Source organism: Vibrio cyclitrophicus (assembly GCA_023206055.1).
GTDB lineage: Bacteria > Pseudomonadota > Gammaproteobacteria > Enterobacterales > Vibrionaceae > Vibrio > Vibrio cyclitrophicus_A.
Genome location: CP065367.1, coordinates 904,316 through 928,401 on the forward strand (window position 1 = coordinate 904,316; position 24,086 = coordinate 928,401).

Here is a 24,086-nt window from a genome sequence, read left to right on the forward strand (position 1 = left end):
GCCTAATTTTTGAATTATTATCAAATTATTTTTGATAATAAGATGTATACATGTAAACAAAATACTAAAATTAACCATTAGAAAGTGGCTAAATTTATGGCTAACAGAACAGCCGATTCAAGGCTTAGCACAGGGGAATGAAATGCTTCTTGAAGACCTACAGGTAATTTTAAAGGTGGCGGAGTTTCGTAGTATCACCGCAGCAGCCACCAACCTAGACATGCGCACGGCAACCGCGAGTGCTGCCGTCAAACGAGTCGAAGCCGCACTGGGCGCTGAACTGTTTGTAAGAACCACTCGCCACCTAAGGCTTTCCTCTGCAGGCGAACGCTATTTACCTGAGTGTGAGCAAGCCTTGAAGATGTTAGAGCAAGCAAAGCTCAACATACGTGAAGAGCTTGGTATTCTGGATGGAGAAATCCGCATCGCGCTTTCTTCGGATTTAGGACGTAACCTCATTACTCCTTGGCTTGATGAATTTCTGCTTGAATACCCAAAGGCAACACTTCGCACCAGCATCAGTGACAGCAACATCGATTTTTACCGTGATTCTGTAGACATGGCTTTGCGTTATGGTTCTCCGAATGATGCCAACATGTACGGCTTTAAGATCTGCGATGTGCCGAGAATATTGTGTGCATCGCCTGAATACTTGGCCGAGATGGGAACACCAAACCAGCCAAGCGATTTAGCAGAGCACAATGGTTTGCTGTATCAGCTGCATGATATGTTGCAAGACGAATGGGTGTTTAACGACGGTAAACAAGATCATAAAGTGAAACTAAAAGGGAATCGCGCCTCGAATGATGCTGACCTTGTTAGACGCTGGTGTGTTGCTGGGAAAGGAGTAGCAATAAAGTCTTGTTTAGATATGTCGAGTCATCTGCTTTCTGGCGAAGTGGTTAAAGTCATGTCCGAGTTCAAGCCAACCTCAACCGAACTGTGGTTAGTATGCCCGAGTCGTCAATCAATCACCCCAACCGTTCGTTTATTGAGAGATCTATTCCGCGAGAAAACCGCAGAGATCCTTTCTCAACTGAACGAGAAAGGCATTATAGAGACTCAAAAGTCTTAACGACCTAGAGATAAAAAAGGCGTCAGTGAACTTTAATTCACTAACGCCTTTAATCATTTGAACATCACACCCTATTGATGGATGTATCTTCTAATACGAGTGCTTAGTTTGACTCTTCTTCAACATCACAGTCAACACAGCACTGAAGCGCAATTTCATGTTCGAAAGTGATTGTGTCTTTACCTTCTTCTAGTAGTTCTGCGATTTCATCAGCGACTTCTTTCTCATCATCCGCTTCGATACCGCTTGCTAGCTCTTCTTCTGAATAACCAAAGAAGTTCAGCAGCAAGTACTCACGCGCTTCATCTTTCGTACAAACCACTTCAGCTGAAAGGTCAGGCGTAACCTCCCCCTGGGCCAGAGTCGCGGTCACTTGTGCGATAGTAGCGTCTTTCATCGCAGGCGTTAACCATCCAAGATCAGTACTTACTGTTGTTTTTTTACAGTCGAAGCAAGGCAGTTGGTGAAAGTAGTATTGAAAGGTAGTCATAGGTAATTTCTTCGTTAAGTGTTGTATAGCAAGATTATGCGCGTTTTGTAGCAAAATACTATCTCAATCAACAACGAAGACGGATTGGTCGTTGATAATTTATACTAAACACATAACAAGGTAATGAATGAAGTAACTCAGTTATTTTTTAGACGACCAATACATTTCGTAAACTTACTGTAAGACGATAAACGAAGCCTCGTAACTGCCACGATATAATGTGTCATATTTAGATGCTCTAGCGATAAAGAAAACTAGAGCAATTTGTTTATGGTCTTGAAATTCAGTGAGGAAAACAGAACAACAAGAATGAAGTCTTGCGATCTCACATTATTTAAATAAACCTAAAAACAGCACTAGATGAAGTAAATAACTCACTAAGATTTACCTTGCACCCAGTTAAAAGTAATAGCTGTAGGTAAACTTCAATTCTGTTCCCTGTCTATTGTGACCAAAGCTTTGCTCCGTATCATCGAAGAATTCCGTATACGTCACTTTACCCCAGTGCTGGCGGTTGTCCGATAGTGGGCCTTGAAATGCGAGGTCAAGTTGCAACTGATTTATAGTCCCGACACTGCCACCAAAATCAAGCAAGCTAAATTGAGGGTTTATTTGTACATGAGTGCCGTTTTCATGCAAATAAATCGAGTTCAAGAAATTAAATTGAACGCCATAAGTATAGTCATCGGTAAGGCCTAAGCGACTAAAATCGCTGTTGTTTTGCCCTACTGCACCGGCCAAAATTGGGAAAGATAACCAGTTATCAAACGGAGTATTTACACGAATCAGACCACCGACTGCGAACAAACGATCTGAAATAGCATCGGTGAAACTGGTTTCTATATAATCAAGCGATACACCAACCATTGGCGCATGCTGCCAATCAGTTCGGCTTACTTCGAAATAACGAGCGCGAACTTGAGATAAGTTAAAGTCTTCACTCCCCACTTTTCCGTTATCTTGACCTTGTATTGTTAACTGGCCAAGAAACAAGTTCTCATTGCTCTTTTGTCCGGAAATCTGAGCCTGGATTTGCGCGAAGTCGTTATCTTCTTCTCTGAAACTTTGCTTGCCGTAAGTCACGTTGATAACAGATGAAACCTTGGTGTGGTCGCCGGGGTCTGGGGCATCATCTGGTGTGATGTGGTCATCTGACAATGCATGAGATGAGAAAAGAATAAGGGCACTACTGAGTGTTATTTTTTTATAATTAGTCATGATCAAAAACCTATTATACGTTATTGGGTTCTTAGCCTAGTTAAGCCAAGTTCCAAAACACTTTAGAGAAATTCGATCCCGCTAGATAACAAAATAAAGAGACAAAAAATAAAAAAAAGTAGGGATAAAAGTATCAAATAACGAAACCTTAAATAACGTTAACTTTGTCACTCTTTCCCATACATGACACTCGTCCTCCTCTCATTTAATATTCAATAAATTTATATTTAGACAAAACATATTCACTAGATATAGTTTAATTAATATTAAAATACACATGGTTATTTTTATTTCTGCTTAAATTCTCATTTTTTAATATTCGCATTTCGATGTGAAACATTTATTGCTGTGGATCAAAATGAAAAACCACATATACCAGTTAGCATATTTAAAGACGTTACGTAAGTGAGAAGACTAAATGCTCAAACTATGCCTAGAGCCACCAGTATATAAAGTTGGTGAACTCTATTATTCACCAACTTCTGCTGTGATAGATAGCCAGGGAGAGCGAAGTCGCCTAAGAGCACGAGAATCCAACCTCTTTCACGAACTCATCAAGACATTCCCTGAAGTCCTTTCACGTTCGTCGATCGAAGAAACACTTTGGAAAGACTCGTACGCGACAAATGCAACAATTAATCAAACAGTCAAAGCGCTCAGATTTTCTTTAGAAGACACTGATAGAACTTTGATTAGAACCATCCCCAAGCAAGGCTATGTTCTGGCAGTTGCACCAAAGATTGACAACAACACAGTACCAAAACTCAACGAGTCAAACGCTAACGAGTTGACCGTAGACGTATCAATAACTGCCCAGACAATATCAAGTACTGAGTTAGAGACAGTTGACACCACCAGCGAACGGAGCAACTCAGTAACTACTAATAATACCAAAACAGAAGCCACACCACGGAGTATCGTTAATTCAATCACTCTATTACTGGCTATCTCTATCGTTACTTTCGCCCTCTGCGCATCTGGCCTTTTTACTGATCAACCTGAGCGTATTAGCCACCAATATGGCAATCACTGGATACTCTTCAATGCTACAGAGCAGGAGCTCAGCTCGTTACCTATACAACCTGGAGACTCGACAAAATATGTGTCTAAGAATAAGTCGTTCTATCGAATTTGTTCAGAGATAAAAGGAGTTTTAGAATGCCAGCAAATCGAACTTTAGCCCTTTTATCTATTGTCATTGCCGTCGTCGTTTCTGGTCTACTTGGCACACAAGCTTATCAATATTTAAATCATCCTCTCCGATTAAATGAAGGGGCATGGGAAGGGAAAGGGGCTGTCTATATTGATGACTCAAGGATTGACAGTAATGCAATGATGTTAGTCGCAAACGATGGGATTCGACTTTCAATAAGCAATCGGTACAACGAATTTAACTACACCTACGATGTCACATTAGAATTAAAACGTGTTGATCACGTCAGTACCGATTTCGAAATAAAGAAGAGAGAAGTGAGAGGTTTAGAAGCCTTTATCGAAAATACTAATATTGACATACCACTGGGTAGTAACTTGATCCGTCTGAATGCTTGGAACCTCGATCAAGGTCGAATTTTCATTGAGGTCGAGCAAAGTGCAGGCTTAGATGTATCTTATATTTTAGACAAAAAATCAGGTAGTTAGAACTAATTTACTTTTTTTTACCTCTCAATTTACAAATACAATTTTTTTTCTTCTAAAGATACTTTTTTTGGTTGGAGAGTAAGTGAGCTCACAGGGTTAAATGGTGATGAAGATTATTTCATAACTATAACGACTTGAGCTTTCGCTCTTCAACATAAAGGTATCTACAATGACGGTATCCGCAACCACACTCCCTACTCCGGAAGAAAAATCAGGGTTAGCCAAATGGTTCCCTCTGATTGTTCTCCTCGCAGCCCAATTTTCAACCATGGCCGATAACTCTGGATTGGCCATTTCTACTGAGGCACTTATAGCCCTTCACGGTGCAAGCATGCCACAAATTCAAATGGCTAATGCAATGTACCCGCTAATTGCAGGCGCCGGCATGATCGCTGGTGGCCTGATCGGTCTGATTATTGGATGGAAGCGTCAAATGATCATCGGAGCAGGCATGCTTGCAGTGGGGTCATTTGCAGCTGCATTCGCTCCAAATATGGAAGTCTTAAATTATGGAGCTCGTGTGGGTTCTGGCTTAGGTGCTTGTTTGCTAATCCCAGCAGTGCTGGCAAACGTGGCGGGTATTTACAAAGGTAAAGACCAAGCAATCGCGTTCTCTGCGATCGCTGCTCTGGTTGGCCTCGCAAGTGCAGTCACGCCATTATTGTTTGGCTTTATTTTGGATGTCGCGAGCTTCCAAGTTGCTTTCAGTGGCCTAGGCATTTACTGCTTATTTGTGATGTTCGGTAGCATGAAACTGCCAACGCTTGAGTCTAGCCCTTTCAAAGGTAAACTCGACACTATCGGTATCGCCTTAGCGGGTGCTGGCCTTCTTTGTTTCGTGACTGGTTTGCTTAAAATCTCTGATTGGGGATTGATCAAACCTCTGACTGACTTAAACCTTTTGGGCATGTCTCCAGCGATTCCAACGGTACTATTAGGCGCTACACTACTTAAAGTGCTAATGGTGTGGGAGCGCCGTTTTGAAGAGCAAGGTGGCACACCTCTTCTTCCTTCTTCTTATGTTAAAAATCCACAAGTTGTGGTCGGCTTAGTCTTGTGTGCGACGATCTTCTTACTGTTTGGCGCTACGGGTTTCATCAACGTTTCTTACATGCAGCTTGTCGCGGGTATGAGTGCATTCTCATCTGGCATGGCATTATGTGCGTTCGCTCTTGGCATGATGATTGGTTCCCTTGGTGCTCCAGTTAAATTGGCTCACCTAACGTGTCAACGTATATGCCAATTAGGCTTCAGTATAGCTGCGATAGGTACTGCCCTGATGTTCTTAGGCTTTACCACTGAAGGTATCACTTTCTGGCAATACATTTCTCTAACCATCTTTGGTACAGGCGCCGGCCTACTGGCTTCTCAAGCTTCAATTGTTGTAACGTCTGCACTGAGTGAGCGTGAGGCTCAACAATCAGGTGGCATTCAAGCGACGTCTCGTAACGTAGGACAAGCGTTTGGTGTGGCTATCCTAGGTTCAGTGATGCTGTTCTCTTTAACTGGTGCGATTAAGTCAAACGTAGCTGAACATGAGGCGCTATCAGCAGAAACGAAGCAAATCATTATTGAGCAACCTTCGCTACCATTCGTATCAAACGCTATGGCAGTTGACCTTATGGAGAATCTGATTGCAGATAAAGAAGAGCAACGCATTGTCATCGAAGTCATGGCGGAGTCTCGCTTACAGTCGGTTCACTATGCGCTATTTACTTTGATTGGATTAATGCTTGGTGGGTTAGCCTTGTGCTCTAAACTTCCCCAACGTTCATTAATGAAGAGCGAAGAGTAACATTTCAAGCCTCGGCAATGCCGGGGCTTTATTCGTTTCACCCGACGTAATTTCAATCACCTAATGAGATTTTATGGATAAGAAGAACGATAGCAAAACAACTTGGTTACTCATCGCGCTCTGCTTAGCACAATTCACACTCTCGGCAGATGTCGCCAACCTGTCTATCTCAACCTCCGCACTGGTTAATGTTTTTCAAACAGACATTTCGAACATCCAGTTTCTAAGCAGTGTTCAACCACTTGTTGGCGCGGCTTTAATGCTTTCTGCAAGCATTTTCGGTTTGATTATTGGTTGGCGACGATTATTGATCCTTGGCACAAGCATCGGCTTTGTCTCCACACTTGGCTTTATCGCAATCGATGATATAACCACAATCTCCCTTGTAGTCCGCCCACTCGCAGGTATTGCTTCCGCACTCATACTTCCCGCTGTTCTGGCGCTTGTGGTTGCTCATTTCCCAGGTAAAAGTCGTGCTGTTGGGTTCGGCTTTATGGCTGCTGCGACTGGACTTGCAGCAGCAATCATCCCTTTGTTAAGTGGTTGGCTACATGACAACACCGATTGGTATTGGTCTTTCGTTATTATTGCAGTGTGCTATTTCTCAAGCTTAATGGCGGCCATCTTTGCTATTCGTCCTATTCATACTAATAGCCCGACTAAGTTCGATGTTGTTGGTGCAATACTCGGTGCAGTAAGCACGGTCGCTGTTTTTCTAGGGCTAATTAAGATGCCTTATTGGGGCGTATTCACAGTCTTAAATGGCGCAAAGGTTCCTTACTGGCTGAACGTGATTTACCCATTAAGCCCTGCCCTGTTTTTGCTCGGCCTAGGCGTTTTACTATTTACGCTGTTTGTTATTCAGCAAATTAGGTTTGAAAGGAAGCACGGCTTTGCGCTTTTACCGTTTAGCTGGTTCAAAAATAGTGCGTCAAGAACGGGGTTTATCGTACTCTCACTGATGTACATTGCACTAGGCGGAAGTAGCTTTGTCACCGTCACTTACTTGCAAGTCGCCATCTCGCTCTCTTCTGCTCACTCTGGTAGCATTATTCTTCTGTTCTCTGCCTGTATGATTGTTCTATCAGTGGCGACTCCAATCATATTTAAACAGCAATCACAGAAAAAACTCTGCCAAATTGCTTTCATCACAATGTTTTTCGCCGGGTTAACATTGATATTATCGAGCCAAAGCCAACAAATATTAGCCCCTTTCTATTTGGGTATGGCGTTGCTAGGGGCTGCGATGGGTATTTTGGCTTCCCAATGTCCTGTCATCATTACAAACGCCTTAGGTGAAAGAGATGCGGAGCAATCTGGTGGCTTACAAGCAACGCTCAGAAACATTGGCTTGGTGTTAGGTATCAGTCTATTTGGCGGATTAAACCAAGGTGCAATGGACCACAACATTCGCTCTAACCATGAGATCGCGACCTACTACCCTCAAGATTTCGTTTCGGATTTGAACCAACTTTCTCATGTACCCTATGTTGATGATAGCCGTGTTAACACATTGATTAAAAGTTATCAGTTAGATAACCATCAAGCTGAATATCTATTAAATGAAAATGCAAACGCTCGCGTTTTTGGTTTTAACTTAGCGATGATGGTTCTGGTGTTGATTTCACTACTCGGTGGATATGTCAGCTCTTTAATCGACAAACCGAGCTCAAGGCCTCGCCCATCCTCTCCCGAGCCTCAAGCGCCCCTCTAAATCTCTAATGAGAGGCTAACCTTAACGGGTTGGCCTTTGTCTTTTGGATCATTTGATCAAGCGATCAATCCTCTGAGCAAGGGGGCACGAAGCGTGCCTAAACACTGTCAAAGGAATCTTTCCAGATAAACGCCCTAACATACCTTCTTCCAGCCATTACCCTCCCAGTTGATGTTTATTTGGCTATCGAAACACCCTGATGACCTATCGCAGTCTATAGCACGCATCCGATCATGAATCGAAACTATAGGTTCTAGGCTTATTGAGTTCCAGGGTATTCTTGTTTGCTTGTAAACATCTTAAAGCTACCGCTAAATACCAATCACTCTATGGTCAATCTTAAAAACCAACAACCTTGGTTTATCACTAAAAAGTGTATCTTAAGTGGCTCCTCATAGCATGTTTAGTCAAGGTATAAATGCTGGTTACTCAAAGGGTTTTCTATAAATAAAAAAAGCTATAAACAAAAAAAGAGCACGGATGTGCTCTTTGAGTGAATGTGAAAGTTGTATTTATATGATTAAGCCATTTCTGGTTCTTTCACTGACGTTGTTTCTTTTTTGTGTACCGAGACATCACCACCTAACACTGTGGCATGTACTCGAATATCTTTAATCTCTTGTTTTGGCGTCTCGAGGGGGTTTGCGTCTAGCACAGCAAAATCAGCCAATTTCCCAGCACAAATCGAGCCTTTATTGTCTTCGTGCCCCATTAGATAAGCCGCACCAAGTGTAACAGCGTGTAGAGCTTGTTCAGCGGTTAGGCACTCTTCTTCTCCATATACGTTACCAGAGAAAATACACTTACGATTCATTGCCCCCCACATCATAAACAACGGGTTAACCTGCGTTACGCCATCATCACAGTGAATAGAGAACGGGATACCTTTTTTCGCGGAGGTTTGGAACGGGTTCAATCGCTTAACATACTCAGGTCCAACGGTTTGTGTTGCGTGTACGTCACCCCAAACCGGAATATGAGTACCAAACAGGTTGTGACACACACCTAGTTCGACCATTCTGTCCATTTGCTCGTCAGTCACCATTTGGTTGTGTTCTAAGCAGTGACGGGCATCTGGCATTGGGGTGTCTTTCTGCATACGCTCGATAATATTCAGCAGTTTTTCTGTGGTACCATTGCCGTTGCAGTGGAACGATATGTTGTAACCTGCTTTATGGAACGGCAAAGCGGATTCGTAGATCTCTTCTACGTCGCGAGTCAACGAGGTACTCGGCTTGCCATTGTAGTAAGTTTGGCCATCCAATAGATTCGCAGTGAAACCTTGAATTGAGCCATCGGTATTCACATACTTCACGCTACCGATACAAAGCCTGTCTGTATCGTTCTGCTTCATGGTGTTTACGTCTTCCAAATTGAAAGGCCCTACCATAGGGTAAGCCGTAATACGAAGCTTAAACGCAGGGTTGGTACTCAATGCTTGATAAAGCGGATACGGATTCGATGGCAAGCCCATGCCACAATCCGATACTGTAGTCACACCCAGTGAGTGTGCGATATTCGCGTAATCGATCAAGGTTTTTCCGATCACTGCAGGGTCAGTTCCGTAATTAAATGCGCCAACATCAAGTGCACGATAGATATCTTTCATTTCGGCAATATCGCCCGTTAATCGACCATTTTCACGCAATATAAATTCAGGGTTGTCCTCCAAACTGAACCCTGACATTTCAAGGGCTAATGTATTGAGCCCTGCTAAGTGGCAACTTGCGTGCATGAAAAATACCGGAGAGTCATCAATAACAGAATCCAAGAAGTCACGATTCACAATGGTCCCATCGGTCATTAGCAGTGGATCTAAACCCCATAGATTTATCCATTCACCCGTTTTGCCAGCCCCATCATGTTCTTTTTTAATCTCAAGTAAACGTGCTTTCAATGTTTCTGAGGTCGAGCAACCTTTTAGTAACTTTCCTTCGACACCTAAGCGGTCATATTGCCCACCATATTCGAACATTCCAGTGAACAATGCAGCGACTAGGGGATGCATATGAGCTTCAATAAAGCCCGGGACAATGGTTTTTCCTTCAAACTGCGTGTCTACGCGATATTCTAAGTTCTTTCCGATTAAAAATGTTTCAGCCTGGTCTTTGGTGCCTGCGAATAGTATTTTTCCATCTTGTACAACGGCCGCAGCTGCCTTTGGAACTTCTTCATTCATGGTAATAAAGTGGCCTGTGTAAAGGACGGTTTCTGCGTTGTATTGAATACCAGGCTTAAGAGCTGTTTTAGTTGTCATAGTTAAACTCCAAATGTGTAGGGTTCATTGTGATTTTTGTTCCTCTTCAACTTGCCTTAATCTGTATTTCGTTTCGAGAATTTTAAAATGAAATAAAATGATGAAATAAAATCGCGATATAAAAAAAGATAAAGACGATGATTTATGTGGAATTTTAACTATAAGGAATGCCAGTGCTGTTCAAAAAAAGCATAGACTTCGAAACTGCCTATTGGATAGTGATGTTCAACATCAGGCGTAAAAGAAAAGGAAGGGAGTTCTGCGAAAGCCAACAAAATCAATAGTGTCCCCACTATAATGACAACGAACAATTTAAAATAAACACTCATCACTGCATTCCTTATTTATTAGTAATGCAGACTTTATAAGGCTTATTTAGCCGTCTTTTATTGACAGTCGACGCTGTAAAACAATTTCTTATCTATTATCATTTTTATTTGTTGCCCTCGATAACATTGATGAAACCATTCAGTGGTGAGCCAAAGCCACTCATTACTTTGCGATCAGATAACCCGCAGCTCAAAAGGTGACTATCACACACTTCGATTAGTTGGGTGCTAGTATCATTAGCAACTAAAATATTTCAATGTACAAAAAAACGAGCCACCTGGGCTCGCTTTTGAATTATTCATGTTTTTTGCTTAAGCAATAACTAGATTACAGAAGTTCTACCGACTGCTTAGCAATCACAAATTCTTCATTGGTTGGGATAACCATTGCTACCGCGTCTAACATTTCAGACTTAGCGATGATGCCTTCAGCACCAAAGCGAGCAGATTCGTTACCTGCTACATCTTCAACGAAACCTAGAATCTTAAGGTTGTTTAGAATTTCACGACGAATTGGTAGAGAGTTCTCACCGATACCACCAGTAAAGATGATGCCGTCTAAAGAGTCTAGCGTTGCAAGGTAAGAGGCAACGTATTTCGCTACGCGGTAAGTAAACACCTCAAAAGCAAGCTTAGCGCCTTCATGGCCCTCTTCCATTGCTTCTAAGATGCCACGAGCATCGCTCGTAAGACCAGACACGCCAAGGAAGCCAGACTCCTTGTTTAGTGAGTTAAATACTTGCTCTTGTGACCAACCTTTCTTAAGTAGGTATTCGATGATACCTGGGTCTAGGTCACCACAACGTGTGCCCATCATTAAGCCAGAAAGCGGTGTGAAGCCCATAGAAGTATCAACACTGTTACCGTCTTTGATAGCACATACAGATGCGCCGTTACCTAAGTGAACTGAGATGAAGCTCGATTTCTCGATTGGCTTGTTAACCATTTTCGCAGCTTCACGGCTAACGAAGTAGTGGCTAGTACCGTGGAAACCGTAACGACGTACGCCGAAGTCTGTGTATAGCTCTTTTGCGATTGCACCAGTGAATGCACGTTGAGGCATTGTTTGGTGGAAAGCAGTATCAAATACAGCGAACTGAGGTAGAGAAGGGAAAGCTTCAATTGCAGCACGGATACCGATAGCACCTGCTGGGTTATGAAGTGGAGCTAGGTCAGATAGGCTTTCAATCTCACTTGTTACTTCTTCAGTAATACGAACAGTTTGAGTGAACTTCTCACCACCGTGAACGATACGGTGACCGATAGCCACGATATCAGCAGTGAATCCTAAATCTTCCATCAGGCCAACCAATTTGCCAATGGCAATTTTGTGGTGGTTATCTTCACCTTGAATGGCAATTTCAGTTTTCTCGCCTTGGTATTTCCAGCTCATACGAGCATCTTCAAGACCAAAACACTCCCCTAGGCCACTTAATACTGCTTCACCAGAAACAGAATCGATTACAGCAAATTTAAGGGATGAACTACCCGAGTTAATAACCAGAACAAACGAATTAGACATTGGATATGGATCCTGTTTCAGTACGAATTGGATGAAGTGTTTACTTCAATTTTAGTTAAGCCCATTATTCAATAATTTTTGAATCTTTCAACTTTTGTTTTGAAAAAATCACCAAATGAACACAATTAAGTTGATCTTAGTCATCAAATTATTTATTTCGAGAGTGGAATTAAAAAATAGTTGAATAAGAAAATTAATGAACAGGTGACGCAAACGTGTGCTCACGTTATTTTTAACTTGGTTCAGTTAGTTAGAGTAACTTGAACAAATGTAGACAATCCGCCTAGAAAACAGCCACCCATCCCTTTTTTCTCCTGATCATTACCGGTAACTTTCTTACTCGATTTATCAATTGCTCAGTGTTTGCATCAAAAAGATCACAGTGGTTGGAATAGTGAACGACGATACCTGATCTTCTTTTGGTTACCTTCGAGCACAACTTTGCGATTAGATGCACTGTAACGTCGCTTAGATTGTCTTCGATCTTTGCTTTAGTATCTTGTAGCACGTTTTTTCAGTATAAGCTTAGAACGCGATACAGCGAAGTTTAGGAGCTAAGATTAGTTATTGGGGTGAAGCTTAGAGAGGTAAGCTGACTCTATATAGACCCCAACAAAGATTAAGTTCAAATAGCAGGCACAAAAAAACCGAGCATTATGCTCGGCTTTTAAATTCAGTGTTTAAGCTGTTCGTTTATAAGCACTAGGCTTGTAAGCTTCAGCTTAAACTAAAGGCTGATTAACCTTCGTTGCGCTCTGGACGACGACCGCGGTTGCCGCCATTGCCTGCTGCGTTGCCATGGCCACGTTCGCCACGGTGGTTACCACGGTGATCGCCACCACGGTTACGATCGAAGCGACGCTCGCCATCACGACCACCAGCTGAGTTACCATCACGTGCGCCATCACGGTTGCCACGGTAGCCACCACGACCGCCATTGCCACCTTCACGGTTACCACCTTCGCGATTACCGCCTTCACGGTTACCACGGTAGCCGCCACCATCACGACCGCCACGACCGCCGCCACGGTTGCCATCACGACCGCCGCCGCCACGACGAGGCTCACGGAAGTCGTTGAAATCAACAACTACAGCGCCAGCTTCTTTTTGACGAATACGAAGTTTGCTTAGCTTACCAGCAGTTTCAGAGTTCATTGCTTTTGGCAGTTGAACGTAAGTAGAACCTTGGTCTAGCTTGATAGCACCGATAGAACCTTTAGTTAGGCCAAGTTCGTTTGCTAGTGCGCCAACGATGTCTTTAACCTGAACGCCTTGCTCACGGCCAACTTGTAGTTGGTACGTATCCCAATCTTGAGTATTGAAGTTACGACCACCGCCATCACGGCCATTGTCACGATCTTCACGACGCTCTTTGCGACGGTTCTTATCACGCTCAATAGCAGCGATCATTGGGTCTTCGCCAACGTAGAATAGAGGGCTCTTACCTTGCTGACGCTTAAGAAGCATTGCAGCTAGAGTAGCAGCATCAACTTCTAGAGATTCTTGTAGAGTAGAGATTAAACCTGCGAAGTTTTCTAGAGCTTTGCTCTCTTTCTCAGTTTCAAGCTCAGCGCCAAGCTTAGCAACACGTGCAGCAGCAACTTCGTCACGTTGTGGAAGTTGGATTTCTTCCATTTGAGACTTAGTTACACGCTCGATAGTGCGAAGCATACGAATTTGGTTAGTGCGAACTAGTAGGATCGCTTTACCTTTACGTCCAGCACGGCCAGTACGACCAATACGGTGGATGTAAGATTCAACATCGAATGGGATGTCGTAGTTGAATACGTGAGTAATACGTGGAACATCAAGACCACGAGCTACAACGTCAGTTGCAACTAGGATGTCGATTACACCTTGTTTGATGTGATCAACAGTGCGCTCACGTAGAGACTGAGGAATATCACCGTGCAGTGCAGCAGCTTTGAAGCCACGTGCAGATAGCCAGTCAGCTAGACGCTCAGTATCTTGACGAGTACGTACGAATACGATTGACGCGTCAGTTTCTTCAGTTTCAAGTAGACGAGACATTGCTTCGTCTTTCTCTACGCCTTTAACAACCCAGTAATTCTGCGCTACTTTATCAACTGTGTGGTTAGTACCAGCAACGTCAACTCTAGCCGGGTTACGTAGGTAACGGTCAACAATAGTCTTAACCATTGGAGGCATAGTTGCAGAGAAAAGTACACGCTGTGCAGTTTCTGGAGCTTGCTCTAGGATCCAAGTAACGTCATCTACGAAACCCATTTTTAGCATTTCATCTGCTTCATCAAGAACAAATGTGTGTGCTTCATCTAGGTGTAGACGGTCACGAGTTAGTAAATCTTTAACACGACCTGGAGTACCAACAACAATGTGAGCACCGCGGCTTAGAGCACGCATTTGGTCAACAATTGAAGCACCACCGTAAATTTCAATAACTTTAAGACCGTTGATGTCACGACCTAAGTTTTTGATTTCCGCAGCAACTTGAATCGCTAGCTCACGAGTAGGAGCCATGATGATTGCTTGTGGTTTATGTTGGTTCAGGTTGATTTTGTTAAGTAAAGGCAGAGAGAATGCTGCTGTTTTACCAGTACCAGTCTGTGCTTTACCTAGTGCGTCACGGCCTTCAAGAAGAAGAGGAATAGCTGCTGCTTGGATTGGAGTCGGAGAAACGAAACCCATGCTATCAAGAGCTGAAAGAATGTTATCGTTTAGGGCTAATTCATTAAATTGAATTACAGATTCGGACATTGGGATCCCACTATATATAAGTAAACAAAAGGTCCCGGGAGCTCTATCAATTCCAATACTGATCCAATCAGATACTGATTCCATTCAGAGTTACGAAGCAGTAATAAAACACTTCAAGCCATTAGGGACGTCTAAGGGAGGCGGATTATTCCCTAAATGCATAAAAAAAGCCAGAAAAAATTGAAATACATCACATATTTTTCGGTTTTACATCAATACTGGCTATCATATCGTCAAAACTTGATGAATATCTCGTCATAGCACCAAACTTCGAACAAATTGACGTAGTTAAATAAGAGGGCAATTAATTTGCGCTCACTTCGCCTTTCAGTAGTAATCAAGCCTCGCAATGATTATAGTGTGCTCAATTGTCCTCGATAGATAAAAGTCAAATGTTTCAAGATAATCCTCTACTCGCTCAACTCAAACAGCAAATCCAAGAAACCCTCCCTAAAAAGGAAGGTACAATCAAAGCCACTGAAAAAGGCTTTGGTTTTCTCGAAGTCGATAACAAGACCAGTTTCTTTATCCCACCTCCATACATGAAGAAATGTGTACACGGTGACAAAGTTATTGCCATCATTCGCACAGAGAAAGAACGCGAAGTAGCAGAGCCTGAGGAATTGATTGAACAAGGCCTTACTCGTTTTATTGCTCGAGTGAAGTTATTTAAAGGTCGTTTGAACGTCGTTCCTGATCACCCGCAACTGAAAAAGCTACAACTTAAAGCGAAAGCAAAGAAGGGCCTAAACCCTGAAACGCTTAAAGAAGGTGACTGGGTTGTTGCTCATATCGTTCAACACCCATTAAAAGGTGACAATGGCTTCTTAGCTCAGATCTCTGAGAAAATCACAGACGCTGACGACAAGATTGCACCTTGGTGGGTAACACTGGCACAAAACGACCTACCAAACAGCGAGCCAGAAGGTATCGATGATTGGAAGATTAACGATGACGCCGATCTTGAACGTGTAGACATGACGCACGTCCCTTTTGTGACTATCGATGGCGAAAGCACAAAAGACATGGATGATGCGCTTTACGCGAAAAAGAAAGAGAACGGTGACTTTGAGCTAACTATTGCAATTGCTGATCCAACAGCTTACATCTCTCCAGATGATGCAATGGATAAAGTGGCTCGTGAGCGTGGTTTCACTATTTACCTGCCTGGCCGTAACATTCCAATGTTACCTCGTGATCTGGCTGACAACTTATGTTCACTGATCGAGAACGAAGTTCGCCCTGCACTTTGCTGCACAGTAACGGTATCTAAAGATGGCGTTCTCGGTGATGACATTAACTTCTTCGCTGCAAACATCAAATCTCACGCTCGCCTTGCTTACGATAACGTATCAGACTGGTTAGAAACAGGTGCATCAGAGAAGTGGCAACCGTCAGAAGAAATCGCTGCGATTGTTTCTGATCTTCACCAATTTGCTCAAGCGCGTTCAGCGTGGCGTTCAGCGAATGCGGTTGTGTTCCCAGACCGCCCTGACTACCGCTTTGAACTTAGCGAAGATAACGATGTTGTCGCTATCCACGCTGACATGCGTCGCAGTGCAAACAAGCTGGTTGAAGAATCTATGATCAGCGCGAACATCTGTGCGGGCCGAGTACTAAAAGAAAACTTCAACCAAGGTGTGTTTAACTGCCACTCTGGTTTCAAGGCTGAGAAAGTTGCTGACGTTCTTGAACTGGTGAACCCGCAAGCGGAAACGCCATTCACTGAAGAGCAAATCGTTTCTCTTGAAGGATTCGCAACGCTACGCCGTTGGTTGGGTTCTTTAGACAACAGCTACTACGACAACCGTATTCGTAAATTCCAAGCGTATAGCGAGATCAGCAATGAGCCTGCACCTCACTATGCTATGGGTTTAGATATTTACGCAACTTGGACTTCTCCAATTCGTAAATACGGCGACATGATTAACCACCGTATGCTTAAAGCACACATCTTAGGTAAAGCGCCAATTCAAACACCAGACGAAACCATTGGTGATGAACTTGCTCTACACCGCCGTCATCACGGTATGGCTGAACGTAACGTTGGCGATTGGTTGTATGCTCGTACTCTAGCAAACGCTCCAGTTGAAGAAATTCGTTTCCAAGCAGAGATCTTCGACATTAACCGTGCTGGTATGCGTGTACGTCTACTTGAAAATGGTGCGGCTGCATTTATCCCTGGCTCTCTCATTCTTAATAATAAAGAAAGAATAGAGTGCAACGGTGATATGGGTACTGTATCTATCGATAAAGAAATGGTATACAAACTGGGAGACGTTTTAGAAGTAGTTCTCTCAGAAGTTAATCAGGAAAACCGTAACTTGGTAGCAAAGCCTACACAAGTATTTGCGGACTTGCCTAGCGAGCCTGAAACGACAAATGAAACCGAAGCCTGATTTCTGGTAGGATTCACTTCTAAAGGCGCTAATTATTAGCGCCTTTTTTGTAAATGTCTCATGCTTAAACAATACTAAAACCAATAAGCAACTCGTTTACAACGTCAAAGAAGCGCACTATGTCATCGATAACAGTTACTCAATTTAGAAACTTTATTCCCAGGAAACGAGAACGTTATCCTGCCTCTAAAAACGGTATCTTTATGGTATCGAAAGGCAGTATTTCTTTTGTGTTACCCAATGGGACTCAAGCCTCGTTGCAAGCCGGAGATTTCACCCTTTATAATTCTGGTCAGATTAAAGACATCAGCGTTAACACTGAAAATGGTGAATTCAGCGCAACCTGCTTAGATTTTGATTTGGATATTTTCCAAAAGTTCATTAACCAGTTCAGCGATTTAGAATCCACTCGAATCCCAGATAAGTACATTAAGTTCAATCAAACAGATACCGAGATCTGCCAGTTGAAAGATCTCATCATGTCACTTGCTCATTCATCGAACCAGAATGACTACGCACTCACTCAATTAGGCTTAAGTTTGCTGTCTTTGATGGTGGAACAGTACCCTGCTCTACTGGCTATTATTGCTCGAGCTTCAAGGTTGACCGTGACCCAAAGAGTCATTCACTACATCGAACAAAACATTGAAAACAATATCTCTTTGGATACCCTCGCCAGTTACATGGGGATGTCACCGGCTACGCTGAAACGTCGCTTATCGGCTGAAGATCTGTCGTTCTCAAACCTATTAAAGATCAAACGTATTGCTCATGCGGCCACTCAGCTAAGAACATCGGATAAGTCGATCACTCAAATCGCGTATGAGTCCGGTTTTAAAAGTGCCGCTCACTTCAGCACTGCCTTTAAAACGTATCATGGCAAAACACCAAAAGACTTCCGATCGTTAGTGGCACAAGCACAACTGCAAAGCATAAAGCAGCAAGTTTAAACACATAAATTGATATGAACGTATTCGCGGTGAACTGGTGTAAACCAAGTGGCTTCAATATTAAGCCACTTGGATGTGAGATGAGATCATTTGGCTTAGGGATTCAGTGATTGAGTTTTGAGACTGCGTTATTTGGCTATGAGATTAGTTTGTTAAGCTTAGACACTAAGCTATTTGCTCTGCGAGCCGATCACCAGCAATCGTGAAAACAAAGTAACTATGACCAGAAGTACGATTTCGGGTCTTTTTCAATTTCAGCTAAAATAGCTTCAAGATCCTTCGATTTAGGCAGGTACGGATAAGGTCCCCAATTGACGGAGTCAGTTTCGACATCATCTTCGAGTGGCACCATTACCAACCAACAAGATAACGATTCATCAAAGGTCACGCAGACTATCTCGTTTGTATAATCACTATGAGATGAGTCAAGCAGATAATGCGCCTGAGAAAACAGTACACCGCCCTCACACTCTTCATATAGAGATTTGCCTAGCTCTACCGGTAAATTGCTATTTCGAGAAGTACAGAGCCTTTCAGCTCCAATTAACAGACGATTCAGTTCTATATGAATAACGGACATAACACCCCTTGTAACTTCATAGAAACTTCTAAGTAGTGAATTCCTCTACTTAGCTTAGGACTCAACGAACATTTTAGCGAACCAGCAAAAACAAAATACCCGCTCTGCTCCCAGAAACGAATCCTAATCTCCTAAGTTATCTTACTTTCAAAAACGAATCCGGTAGCTATACATCGAGCATATAGAATTTCACAAAAGTGTCATATAACCGACCTATCATATGCGACAAATGTTATTAACTAGGAGTTGTTTATGTTACGAGTCGCGCTTGCCTCTCTTTTATCCTTAGCCCTGTCTTCTCATGCTGCTTTGGCACAAGAAACCACTATTTCGGGCTCCACTTCGGTATCACGAGTGATGGATGTATTAGCTGAGGAGTACAACAAGACTCACCCTGATAACTATATTGCGGTTCAGGGGATTGGTTCTACAGCAGGTATTACCATGGTTAATAAAGGTGTCTCTGACATCGGTATGAGCTCGCGTTATCTAACCGACCGTGAACAAGACGAGAAGTTGAAGGTATTTCCAATTGCCTTTGACGGCCTAGCTGTCGTAACTAACCGCTCGAACGCTGTAAGCAACGTTACACGAGAGCAGCTGTTCGACATCTACAAAGGTAAGATCACGAACTGGAAAGCTGTGGGTGGCGCAGATCAGCCTATCGCAGTAGTCACTCGTGAAGCGTCTTCTGGTTCACGCTATAGTTTCGAAAGCCTGCTTGGTTTAACGAAAATAATTAATGACCGTCTAGTATCTGATATCAACCCAAATAACTTGGTTGTAAACAGTAACAGCATGGTTAAAACGATTGTTAACCATAACCCGCATGCAATTGGTTTTATCTCTGTTGGTTCGATCGACCGTTCAATTAAGGCGATTACATTTGAAGGCATAGAACCAACATCTAAAAACATTGCCAACCACAGCTATGAGTTGGCTCGCCCATTCTTGTTGCTGCACAAGACAGACTCAGTTTCTGACGAAAGCAAAGACTTCATCAAGTTCGTGAAGTCAAAGCAAGGGCAAGATCTTATCGAAGAGTACGGCTACACACGCATTAAGTAGGTGGCGTACCTTTATCGATCTTATTAGCTATGCTGGTGATGTCGATTTGATAGGACACAAACAAAAAGAGAGAGCATTAAGCTCTCTCTTTTTTTGAATCTTTATAAATCGCTTCTTTACAAACCACTTAGAAGTGAAGTTGAATCACCGAAACAATAATAGCGCCAGGACGACGAATGCCTTCGATTTCTACGCGGATTTCGCGTTCAATCTCTAGACCCTTTTTAATCGGCGTTACTTTTGTCAACGTGCTCTTAGCGCGAACGTTGCTGCCTGATTTTACAGGGTATGGGAAACGAACTTGGTTAAGACCAATGTTTACAACCATCTTCGCTGTTGGGAATTGAGACTTGTCAGGGTCAACACTGTCAGTAAGACGAGGAAGCAGAGACAAAGTTAAAAAACCATGTGCGATGGTTGTTTTGAACGGAGAGTCTGTTTCTGCCTTAGAAGGCTCAGTGTGGATCCACTGCATATCTTCAGTCACAAGGCCGAACTGGTTAATACGGTCTTGACTTACGTTGATCCAGTCGCCAGTATGGATTACTTCACCGATCTGCTGATTAAGCTCATCAAACACAAGCTGTGCTTCTGGCTTTAATACGAGCGGTTGTTCCACTGGAATCTCTGGTCCATCTTCGTTTACTGCAGGTTTGTGGTGATCACGAACCCACGCAAAGAAATGGCTATTTTGCGTACGATTAAGAAAGTCGTCCCAGTAATCTCTAAGAGCTGGAGACATCCATTGCATAAACTCTGAGTGTTGCGAAGAAACGCTGTCGCCTCGGTGTTTAAATAAATCAATGACTTTCATAAGAACCTCAATGCACAAAAAATTTCAATATAACTTCGTAATTTTGAAACACTTCACACTATTGTGCAAATGCTTTCGAGCATACAACCGTTAGCTGAACCTTACTATTTTTATAATAAACAGCAACTTACCAATAAAACATCATTTTATTACAAAACCCAATCTAGAGTGTTAGCTCTACCACATAATAAACATTTTATTATATAAATAGTGTTTTTATTCACAAGTGGAATAAAAAAAGGCTTAGCGCGATGCTAAGCCTCATTTTTTATAAGGAATTAATTACCAAGGATTAGTCTCTTATAAAGGACTAATCATACAAGACTCTGAGTTCCCTATTCGTCATCAAGCGGAATCAACTTAGTATTACCACCGTGTGCCTTCTCTCGCTTACGTTGTATGAATGCATAGAAGCCAGGAATTAGGAACGTACCAGCCAATAACACACATAACAGACCGCCGATTAGGGAAATACCCAACGAGTTCTGACTCACGTGACCAGCTCCCGCAGCGAAGATAAGCGGGAAGATACCCAATATAAATGACCAAGACGTCATGTTCACAGCACGGAAACGCAACGTCCCCCCTTTTACAGCTGCATCTTCGATTGATGTATTTTTCTCTTCACGCTCAACTTTCGCGAATTCCACAATCAAGATTGCGTTCTTCGCGGCCAAGGCTATCAAGAGAACCAAACCAATTTGAGCATAAAGGTTCAACGGTGTGCCTGTTAGGTTCAACGCCAAGAAGGAACCTAAAGTTGCAACCGGTACCACTAAGATAATAGCAATCGGTATGGTCCAACTCTCGTATTGAGCCACCATGAACAAGTAAATGAAGATCAGTGCCAATGCGAACGCAAAGATTGCTTGGTTACCTGCTAGTACCTCTTGGTAAGCCATACCAGTCCATTCGTACTGGTAGCCCTGAGGCAATACGTCAGCCGCGACACGTTCCATCGCTGCAATGGCATCACCACTCGAGTAACCCGGCGCTGGTTGTCCTTGAATCACGGCACTGCGGTACATGTTGTAACGCCATGCTACATCGGGTTCGAAGATCTGGTCGTAAGTCACAAGTGTACTGAGTGGGATCATCTCGCCATTAGACGAACGTACGTGGAATCGTTGTAGATCATCCATGCTACTACGGTGTTCACTGTCAGCTTGCATGGTTACTCGGAAGTTCTTACCAAACATGGTGAAATCGTTCACGTATAGCGAACCAAGGTTACCTTGTAGTGTTTGGAAAATTTCCGACAACGGAATACCAAGTTGTTGCGCTTTCTCACGGTCAATATCGACATAGTAGTGCGGTACATTGGCACGGAAGGTACTGAATGTGTGTGAGATCTCAGGCTGTTTAGCGGCCTCAGCAATCACGTCATTCATAACCATCGCAAGGTCAGTGCGGCTACGACCTAATGTATCTTCGAGAACGAACTCAAAACCAGATGCTGCACCCATACCCGGTACTGCTGGAGGTCCCATTGCAAATACAACAGCTTGAGGCAGTTCAGTAGCTGCTCGACCATTAATACGTTGTGAGATAGCTTGCGCTGAATGTTGACCATCCAGAGCGTTACGCATATCCCAGTCGTGAAGCTTGATGAACATCGACGCACCATTCGAAGCAGAAGCGCCCGTCATAAATGCATAGCCGTTAACTAGTGTCACACCATCAACACCCGGCTCTTGTTCAACCATCTCTAGCAACTGCTCAGTCACATCTTCTGTACGAGACAGTGATGCCGCATCAGGAAGCTGTACGTTAACTAGCAAGATACCTTTATCTTCTTGAGGTACGAACGCCGTAGACGTTGTTTTCGCGAAGTAAGTTACCGCCGCCAGCGCCACAACAAAGAAGGTAAACAGTAAAACACCCTTTTTCACAAGGAAGCCTGCAATTTGACCATATTTATTGGTTACGGATTCAAGACCACGGTTAAACGCTTGGTACCATCGTGCTGTATTACCACCGCCCTGTTTAAGAACTAATGAACATAATGCTGGTGACAGCGTTAGAGCGTTAATAGACGAGATAACAACGGCAATACAGATAGTCAAAGCGAACTGACGATACATGATACCAGTGATACCAGGCAGCATAGCTACTGGAATGAATACCGCTAACAGAACCAAGGTTGAAGTAACAATTGGGCCTGTTACTTCCTTCATTGCAATAAGTGTTGCTTGTCGCGGAGAGATCGTCGGATCTTTGGCCATCGTGGTATCAACGTTCTCGATAACTAAGATCGCATCATCTACCACGATACCAATCGCTAATATCAAACCAAACAAGGTTACCGTGTTAATGGTAAAGCCTGTCATCTGCATGATGGCAAACGTACCAATCAGAGATACCGGAATTGCAACCACAGGGATCAACGTTGCACGAGCACTACCCAAAAATAGGTAAGTCACCGCAATTACCAACAAGATAGCTTCGATTAGCGTCTTAACTACCCCTTTGATCGATTCAGCAACAAAGAGTGTAGTGTCATAACTCGCTTCATAAGCAACGCCTTCAGGGAAGTTTTTACTCAGGTTATCGAGCATTGCCATTACTGCTTTACCACTTTCCAGCGCATTAGCGTCTGACTGAAGTGACAGCGTTACGATTGAAGCATCTTGACCACGGTATTTACCATTACCGTCGTAGAACTTTTTACCAAGCTCAACGCGAGCAACATCTTTTAAATAAACCGTTGAACCATCTTGATTTGCACGCAGAACAACCTTTTCAAACTCATCAGCCGTTTCTAATCGACCTTTTGTTACCAAGTTGAACTGCACTTCTTGCGCGTTGTTATAAGGTGCAGCGCCAATACGACCAGCAGCGACTTGAACGTTCTGTTCCGCCAACGCGCGATTCACGTCAGAGGTGGTTATATTGAGGTTAGCCATTTTCTCAGGATCTAACCAAACACGCATCGCGTATTCACCACCACCCAATACGTTAACTTCACTAATACCCTTCACACGAGCCAATTGGTCTTTGATGTTTAAGTTAACGTAGTTAATCAAGAACTGGTCGTTATACTCACCGTTTGGCGAGTAGAAGTTCAATACCATCAAAAGGTCAGGTGAACGTTTCTTAACCGTCACCCCCACCATTCTTACTTCTTGAGGGAGTTTCGATTCGATTTGTGCAACTCGGTTCTGAACGTTGACTTGAGCCATATCGGCATCGGTACCAACGTCAAAGGTTACATTAAGGTTATACGAACCATCGTTAGCACTTTTAGAAGACATGTAGATCATATCCTCTACGCCGTTAACCGACGTTTCTATGGGGTCGGCTATTGCCTGTTCCACCACTTCAGCACTTGCGCCCGTGTAGAATGCCGACACACTGACCGACGGTGGGCTAATTTTTGGATACTCAGCCACTGGCAAGATAGCGAGAGAAATCGCACCCGCTAGGGTTAATATTATTGATATTACAAGGGCAAACTTAGGCCTTTGAATAAAGAAACGACTTAACATGAATAGCCCC

16 protein-coding genes are annotated in these 24,086 nt (G+C 43.1%); 8 read left to right on the forward strand and 8 right to left on the reverse strand.

What is annotated here, in order from left to right; translation table 11 throughout:
* Positions 1-142 precede the first annotated feature (142 nt).
* The gene (locus tag ITG09_19720; protein ID UPR55152.1) at positions 143-1,075 is read left to right on the forward strand and encodes a LysR family transcriptional regulator; all 933 of its coding nucleotides are present in this window, start codon (positions 143-145) and stop codon (positions 1,073-1,075) included.
* Between the two features lie 103 nt (positions 1,076-1,178).
* On the opposite strand, the gene ITG09_19725 is transcribed toward ITG09_19720, so the two are convergent.
* Entirely contained in the window at positions 1,179-1,565 is a 387-nt protein-coding gene (locus ITG09_19725; protein ID UPR55153.1) for a hypothetical protein, read from the reverse strand.
* A 399-nt stretch (positions 1,566-1,964) separates the two neighbouring features.
* On the reverse strand, positions 1,965-2,783 hold the full coding sequence (locus tag ITG09_19730) for a hypothetical protein (GenBank protein ID UPR55154.1): 819 nt from the start codon (positions 2,781-2,783) through the stop codon (positions 1,965-1,967).
* Positions 2,784-3,201: 418 nt separating this feature from the next.
* Here ITG09_19730 and ITG09_19735 point away from each other — a divergent pair, with 418 nt between their 5' ends.
* The 4 genes from ITG09_19735 (at position 3,202) to ITG09_19750 (ending at position 7,933) form a co-directional block, all read left to right on the forward strand.
* Positions 3,202-3,963: a winged helix-turn-helix domain-containing protein gene (locus tag ITG09_19735; GenBank protein UPR55155.1), complete on the forward strand. Its 762-nt coding sequence runs from the start codon at positions 3,202-3,204 to the stop codon at positions 3,961-3,963.
* Entirely contained in the window at positions 3,942-4,424 is a 483-nt protein-coding gene (locus tag ITG09_19740) for a hypothetical protein (protein ID UPR55156.1), read from the forward strand. Before ITG09_19735 ends, ITG09_19740 begins: the two co-directional genes overlap by 22 nt.
* A gap of 169 nt (positions 4,425-4,593) precedes the next feature.
* Positions 4,594-6,219: an MFS transporter gene (locus ITG09_19745; protein UPR55157.1), complete on the forward strand. Its 1,626-nt coding sequence runs from the start codon at positions 4,594-4,596 to the stop codon at positions 6,217-6,219.
* Between the two features lie 73 nt (positions 6,220-6,292).
* The gene (locus ITG09_19750; protein UPR55158.1) at positions 6,293-7,933 is read left to right on the forward strand and encodes an MFS transporter; all 1,641 of its coding nucleotides are present in this window, start codon (positions 6,293-6,295) and stop codon (positions 7,931-7,933) included.
* 520 nt (positions 7,934-8,453) lie between these two features.
* On the opposite strand, the gene ITG09_19755 is transcribed toward ITG09_19750, so the two are convergent.
* The 3 genes from ITG09_19755 to ITG09_19765 all read right to left on the reverse strand — a co-directional run bounded on the left by ITG09_19755 (position 8,454) and on the right by ITG09_19765 (position 14,861).
* Positions 8,454-10,190, reverse strand: coding sequence for an amidohydrolase (locus tag ITG09_19755; protein ID UPR55159.1), 1,737 nt, complete (start codon positions 10,188-10,190; stop codon positions 8,454-8,456).
* A gap of 657 nt (positions 10,191-10,847) precedes the next feature.
* On the reverse strand, positions 10,848-12,041 hold the full coding sequence (locus ITG09_19760) for an acetate/propionate family kinase (GenBank protein UPR55160.1): 1,194 nt from the start codon (positions 12,039-12,041) through the stop codon (positions 10,848-10,850).
* A 738-nt stretch (positions 12,042-12,779) separates the two neighbouring features.
* On the reverse strand, positions 12,780-14,861 hold the full coding sequence (locus ITG09_19765) for a DEAD/DEAH box helicase (protein ID UPR55161.1): 2,082 nt from the start codon (positions 14,859-14,861) through the stop codon (positions 12,780-12,782).
* A gap of 308 nt (positions 14,862-15,169) precedes the next feature.
* On the opposite strand from ITG09_19765, the gene rnb reads away from it, so the two are divergent.
* Positions 15,170-17,176 carry an exoribonuclease II gene (gene rnb / locus ITG09_19770; protein UPR55162.1) on the forward strand — a complete coding sequence of 669 codons (2,007 nt, stop codon included), beginning with the start codon at positions 15,170-15,172 and terminating at the stop codon, positions 17,174-17,176.
* Positions 17,177-17,295: 119 nt separating this feature from the next.
* Positions 17,296-18,126 (forward strand): helix-turn-helix transcriptional regulator, encoded by an 831-nt coding sequence (locus ITG09_19775; GenBank protein UPR55163.1) that lies wholly within the window; start codon positions 17,296-17,298, stop codon positions 18,124-18,126.
* Positions 18,127-18,343: 217 nt separating this feature from the next.
* Here the strand turns inward: ITG09_19775 and ITG09_19780 are convergent, their stop codons facing one another.
* On the reverse strand, positions 18,344-18,706 hold the full coding sequence (locus ITG09_19780) for a DUF3024 domain-containing protein (GenBank protein ID UPR55164.1): 363 nt from the start codon (positions 18,704-18,706) through the stop codon (positions 18,344-18,346).
* A gap of 252 nt (positions 18,707-18,958) precedes the next feature.
* On the opposite strand from ITG09_19780, the gene ITG09_19785 reads away from it, so the two are divergent.
* Entirely contained in the window at positions 18,959-19,774 is an 816-nt protein-coding gene (locus ITG09_19785; GenBank protein UPR55165.1) for a phosphate ABC transporter substrate-binding protein, read from the forward strand.
* 127 nt (positions 19,775-19,901) lie between these two features.
* On the opposite strand, the gene ITG09_19790 is transcribed toward ITG09_19785, so the two are convergent.
* Together ITG09_19790 and ITG09_19795 are read right to left on the reverse strand one after the other, a co-directional pair.
* A complete protein-coding gene (locus tag ITG09_19790; GenBank protein ID UPR55166.1) occupies positions 19,902-20,588 on the reverse strand; it encodes a MaoC family dehydratase in 687 nt (228 codons plus the stop codon).
* Between the two features lie 335 nt (positions 20,589-20,923).
* Entirely contained in the window at positions 20,924-24,076 is a 3,153-nt protein-coding gene (locus ITG09_19795; GenBank protein ID UPR55167.1) for an efflux RND transporter permease subunit, read from the reverse strand.
* Positions 24,077-24,086: the final 10 nt, after the last annotated feature.